Genomic DNA, 5,659 nt, shown 5'->3' on the forward strand with positions numbered 1-5,659 from the left:
GTGTCCGTGTACAGAGCTTCTTGTGCCACTCCATCGACGAGCATCGTGTATGTGGCACGCGCGTGAATCAGAGCAACGTCACTGAGGATGCGGATGTTGACGTCGTGCACAGCGAGATCCTTGAAGGGACGCGGCTTAGCGATGTAGTCGAGGAACTCTTCACGGTTCCGGGTGACACCCGGCGTCTGCACGATGAAGTCTTCCGCGAGGAACTCGCTGAAGCGCTTGACATCGTTGAACTGGTCGGAGTGGACGTAGTCATTGTTGAGCTGCTCGAGGATCGCCAGATCTTCGGTGGACTGAATGGTATCGGTCATTCTCTGGTTCCTTCTCCACGACGCGTAGCGACCTCGGGCCGGGCGCCCGGCAAACGGGCCGACAATCCCGCCCGTGGTCGTACTGAGCCTGCGGCCACGCTGGGTGAGCTGTCATCACCCCAACCACCTATTCACCCGGGTGAGTTATGCGCCGCCGTGAACCGAATCGTGGTTGCGTTGCTGCGTCGGCTGTTTGGACTATTCGGTCGCGGCCGAGGAGCTGGTGGCCAGGGCGGGTTGCACGCCGGGCCGGTCGCGGCACAACACCGCGATGTCGCAGGGCACAGGTTGGTACCCGGCAGGGGGATTTGTTATCAACAACGCGGCGCACATCGCGCCTAAGGCGAAGAGTGCGGCGCTCACCTCTAACACGTGGTCGAATCCGATTGTGCTTGCGGCGCCACCGCTGATCACGCCGATGGACCCGATCGACACCAGCGCGGCCAGCCGCGAGACGGCGTTGTTGATCGCCGACGCCAGGCCGCTGTGTTCGGTCGGCACCGAGGCCAGCGTCACCGAGATCAGCGGTGTGATAGTCGCAACCAGCCCGATGGCCAGTACGGTCATCCCGGGGACCAGGTCGGTGATGGCGTGGAATTCGATAGCTTTCGGGCTGATCAGCAGCAGCCCGATCCCCGCCACGGCGGGGCCGGCGATCAGGAACGCGCTTGGCCCCACCCGCGCGGCGATGCGGCCGACATGACGGGCGAGCACGAACGACAGCGCCGGGATCGGCAGGGTGGCCAGTCCGGCAGCGGTGGCTGAGTAGCCGCCGATTTCTTGGGTGTAGAGGGCGACGGCCAGTGATCCCAGCGTCAACGCTCCGTAGACGAACGCGGTGACGAGGTTGGCGGCAGCGAAGTTACGAAAGGTGAACAGCGGCAACGGAAGCATCGGGCACCTGCTGCGGTGCTGCCAGCTCACAAAGCCGGCCAGGGCGGCAATCCCGATCACCAATGGTGTGCTGACCATCGGGTCGGTCCAGCCACCGCGTTGCGATTCGATCAACGCATACACGGTCGCCGCCCGCCCGATCGCCGATAGGCCCACCCCGACGGTGTCGACAGGGGCGCCTCCGACCCGCCCCGGCATCGGGCACAGCCAGAACGTCAGCGCATACCCGACCACCACGGGGATCGCTGACAACACGAAAATCCAACGCCAGCCGAGGAAATCGACGCACACTCCGCCCAGCAGCGGGCCCAACGCGAAGGCTGTTCCCGTCCACCCGGTCCAGACGCCGATTGCTGCGGACTGATGTTCTTTGTCGAACACCGTGTTGATCAGCGCCAGCGAGCCCGGCACAAGGAATGCCGCACCCAGGCCCTGGATGAGGCGCGCGCTGATCAGCATCGCCGGTGAGGTCGCCGCTGCCGCCACAACCGAGCCCGCTCCGAAAGTCAACAGCCCGAACCGCATAACTGGTAGGCGCCCGAACATATCCGAGATGGACCCGCCGGGTAAAATCGCGGCTGCCATCGCCAACAGGTAACCGTCGATGATCCATTGCTGCGACGCCAGGCCGCCACCGAGGTCGTGCTCGGTGGCTGGCAAAGCCAGGTTGATCACGGTGGAGTCGAGGAATGCGACCATCGACACCATCACCGCGACCATCATCGCGCGGCTGGTCGGTGCCGCGTCGCGTAACGTCACTGCGGTCTGCGCTTGGCCCGTGACGACGAATGCGTGCCAAACCCATTGCGACTCACCATCGGTCGAAATGCACCACGTCGTCGAGCGGAATCCGTTTGGCACGGCGAAAAGTCGTGCCGGTGTAGTAGGCGGTGGGGACGGTGGTGGCGTGATAGACGTTGTCGGGTAAACCGAGGATGGCCCGCATCTCGTCGTCGGCCATTATGGTCACCCCGGTCCACGTGGTTCCCAAACCCCGAGAGCGCGCCGCCAGCATGTAACTCCAGGTGGCGGGCATGATCGAACTCCAATACCGATTAGAGTTTTCGCCCGTCAGGGTGCCGTCACCGTCGATGAGCTGGACGCACGGGATCATCAAGACGGGGACCTCGCCGATGTGCTCGGCAAGATACGCCGCACTGTCAGATACCTTGCGCTGCTCGCGATTGCGCGCGGGCTCGTCCTTGTACCGGTCTGCGACCGCGAACGGGGACGCGACAATCAAGTCCCATGTGCGGCGATATACATCGGCGATCGCACGACGCTGGCTTGCATCGGTGACCACGATGAAGCTCCAGTTCTGCACGTTGGCCGACGTCGGTGCCTGCACCGCGATCTCCAGGCATTCCCGGATCAGGCCGATCGGAACAGGTTTGGTCAAATCGAGACGTTTGCGCACCGAGCGGGTCGTGGTCAGCAGCGCGTCGATGGACAAGTCGACGATGGGGTAATCGCTCATGCCGGCAGGATGGCGATGACTTCGACTTCCACGCGGATGTCGGGCCACACCAGGCCGTCGATGATGCTGAACATGGCGGCGGGTTGGTGGCGGATGACCTCTTTGCTCACCGCTAGGTAGGCGGACGCATTGTGACGGCTGGTGACCCATTGGCGCATGTGGACAATGTCGGTGAGCTTGGCGCCGGCCTTGTCGAGCGCCCTTTCGACATTGGCCCAGCACTGCCGGGCTTCGTCAGTGAAGTCCTCAGGCACGGTGCCGTCTTCGCGCAGGCCAGGCGTGCCGGAGACGAGTATCAGTGTGTCGCCGCCACCGGATACGACAACGGCGTCAGCATATTTGCCGATGTGAGCGGCCACTCCGGTGAAGATCGGGTTAATGGTGGTCATCTTGAGACTCCTTGGTGGCCTTAGGTCTTTTAGGGGTGTGATGGCAACTTCGTGAGATCTCTTTCGTGATCACCACTCCGCTGGCCTCCTGGCCTGCAACGACCCGCGCGAGCGCGGACGCGGCCTCATCCAGGCGGCAAGGACGCGGGGTCGGCATGCTCAATCGACGCGAGGCGAGCAGCGCGGTGAGACGTTCGAGTTGAGGGCCGTCGGAACGGACGTAAACCGCGGTCACGCTGATGCCGCGGGTGGATGCCGGCGAGTCAGGGGTGATGTTGGCCAGCTGGCCGCCGTCGGCAAGCGCGGTCATCGCCGCAGCAGCACCCCCCGGCGCCGCGTTGGCGACGGCGTCGATGGAGTTTTTCGCCAACGCCCGTGCCTGTCGGGGCCACAGCGGATCCCGGTAATCGATTACCTCGCGGGCGCCGTGTCCGCGGACCCGGTCGGCGCTGCGCGGGCTGGCGGTGGCGAGCACGTCGACCCCGCGCAAGGCGGCCAGTTGGACGATGAGCCCGCCGGTGATTCCGCCCGCGCCATGAACGAGCAACGTTTCCCCACCGCGAAGGGCCAACGCCTCGGCGACCACCTGCTCGGCGGTCAACGCCGGCACCGGAAAGATCGCTGCGGTCTCCCACGGAACCTCGGGCGGTTTGTGGGCGAGCGATCCGACGGGCGCTACCAGAAGCGCCGCCCACGTACCTTGGCCGCGCAACGGCACAGGGTGGCACATCACCTCATCGCCCACACTGAATCCGCTCGGGCAACTACCCACGGCCTTGATGACCCCGGCAGCCTCGACGCCGAGCGCCAGCGGCGGCCTGGCGCCAACGTCCCAACCGCCGCAACGAACGATATTGTCCCAGTTGCCAACCCCGACGCCACGAACGTCGATGAGGACCTCGTCGGCCGCCAACGGTCGCGGGTCGCCCACTTCGAGCGTCTCGACATCCCCGCCGAACGTGCGGACCCCTGCGACAAGCATGCTCACAGTGATTCGACCGGCCAGTCGTACGTCATTATGGTTCCTCCCAAGGTGATTCGCTTAAGCACTCTTCTGTGCTTTCTGCGTCGCGTTTTTCAGTAACGTGGCAAGTTCGGACTCTTGGGCGAGTAGGGGATCCCAGACCTGGTTGACCGTCGGATGTGGCGCAACAGCATGGCGTAGCAGACTGACAGGGACCTTGGCGAGGATTGCCAGGGTGGCCGCTTGAACCAGTTCTGAGAACTGCGGGCCGACAAATGTCGCTCCGAGCAGTGTGTTGGTCTGGTCGTTAATGACCAGTTTCGCCCATCCTTGGAAGCCGTCCCGGTAAAGGGCGAGGAATGACACCGCGCCGGGGTATTCGGCAGTTCGCGTCCGAACCGCGAACCCTTCTGCTCGGGCCTGACTTTCGGTGCGCCCCGCCCAGGCCACTTGCGGCTCAGTGTGGATAACCTGCGCCAGATTGCCGGCATCACGGGCAATCAACTCGTTCTGGGACAGTTCTCGCCCCGCGGCCCGCGCCGTAATGATGTCGGCTACGACACGGCCGTGGTAGGTGGAAATGTGAGATAGCCGAGCACGCCCGGTGGTGTCTCCCAGCGCGTAAAGCCAACCGCCTGTGACGCCGACCGCCTGGAGATGGTCGTTCACCGAAACGATCCCGCCGCCCGGCAGACCAAGGTTTTTCAGCCCGATGTTGTCGGTGTTGGTGCGCCGTCCGGCGGCCAGGACGACCTCGTCTACCTCGATGGTCTTGCGGTGGAAAGTGGCGGTGACGGGACCGCCCGCCGCGGGGCGGGATACTGCCGACAGCTCGGTCTCAAAGTGAATCGTGACGCCTTTGCTTCGCAGTGACTGCGCAACCAGCTCGCGAGCTTCGGGTTCGCAGTTGCAAACCAGGGAGTCCTCACGCACCAGAAGTGTTACCGCTGAGCCCAAACCGCTCAGGATCGTGGCGAACTCGACGGCGACAGGGCCGCCCCCCACCACCAACGCGCGAGGAGGGACCCGTGTCATGGTCGTTAAGTCCCGATTGGTCCACGGGCGTGCTTGCGCCAACCCAGGTATCTCCGGCAGGTTAGGGCGAGTGCCGGTGGCCAGCACAACCGCATGACGCGCAGTCAGGACGGCTTCGGTGGTATCTTCCCAGGCGTAGGCCACGCGCACCGTTCGTTCGCCACTCAGCCGGCCGATCCCATGAAACACTGCTACACCAGCTTGCCGCAGTGATGCTGTTCGGTCTTGGTCCGAGAGGTGCTCAATAATCGCGTCGCGTTTCGCGAAGACTGCCGCAATATCCAGTCCTTTGCTTGAAATGGTCTCTCGCACACCAGGAACTGCCTTTGCCAGATTGAACACCTCGATCGGGCGAAGCAGCGTCTTACTCGGGTTGCAGCCCCAGTAATGACACTCCCCACCGACCAGGCGATCCTCAACGAGCGCGACTGAAAAGCCGACGGACGCAAGTTTCCGCACGGCAGCCACACCGCCCACGCCGCCGCCTACGACGATCACGTCGAACTCTGTACCGGCTTTCATCAACCCTCATTTCCGATGATCGGTAAGGTCCAGCTGTGTTGGGGGCTCATACGTTTCGACG

6 protein-coding genes are annotated in these 5,659 nt (G+C 63.9%); all 6 read right to left on the reverse strand.

Annotated features, from left to right (window positions below):
• Positions 1–317 (reverse strand): nuclear transport factor 2 family protein (locus tag WAO18_RS06425; RefSeq protein ID WP_422204831.1); only part of this gene is annotated, 317 nt, incomplete at its 3' end.
• Between the two features lie 198 nt (positions 318–515).
• Positions 516–1,970, reverse strand: a complete 1,455-nt coding sequence (locus WAO18_RS06430) for an MFS transporter (protein WP_422204833.1) — start codon at positions 1,968–1,970, stop codon at positions 516–518.
• A gap of 52 nt (positions 1,971–2,022) precedes the next feature.
• Positions 2,023–2,688, reverse strand: a complete 666-nt coding sequence (locus tag WAO18_RS06435) for a nitroreductase family protein (protein ID WP_422204835.1) — start codon at positions 2,686–2,688, stop codon at positions 2,023–2,025.
• Entirely contained in the window at positions 2,685–3,077 is a 393-nt protein-coding gene (locus WAO18_RS06440; protein WP_422204836.1) for a Rid family hydrolase, read from the reverse strand. Before WAO18_RS06440 ends, WAO18_RS06435 begins: the two co-directional genes overlap by 4 nt.
• Positions 3,064–4,059: an NADP-dependent oxidoreductase gene (locus WAO18_RS06445; RefSeq protein ID WP_422204837.1), complete on the reverse strand. Its 996-nt coding sequence runs from the start codon at positions 4,057–4,059 to the stop codon at positions 3,064–3,066. The genes WAO18_RS06440 and WAO18_RS06445 overlap by 14 nt, the downstream gene beginning before the upstream one ends.
• Before the next feature lie 60 nt (positions 4,060–4,119).
• Positions 4,120–5,598 (reverse strand): dihydrolipoyl dehydrogenase family protein, encoded by a 1,479-nt coding sequence (locus WAO18_RS06450; RefSeq protein WP_422204839.1) that lies wholly within the window; start codon positions 5,596–5,598, stop codon positions 4,120–4,122.
• Positions 5,599–5,659: the final 61 nt, after the last annotated feature.

This window comes from Mycobacterium sp. (genome assembly GCF_049278535.1).
In the GTDB taxonomy this organism is placed as follows: Bacteria; Actinomycetota; Actinomycetes; order Mycobacteriales; family Mycobacteriaceae; genus Mycobacterium.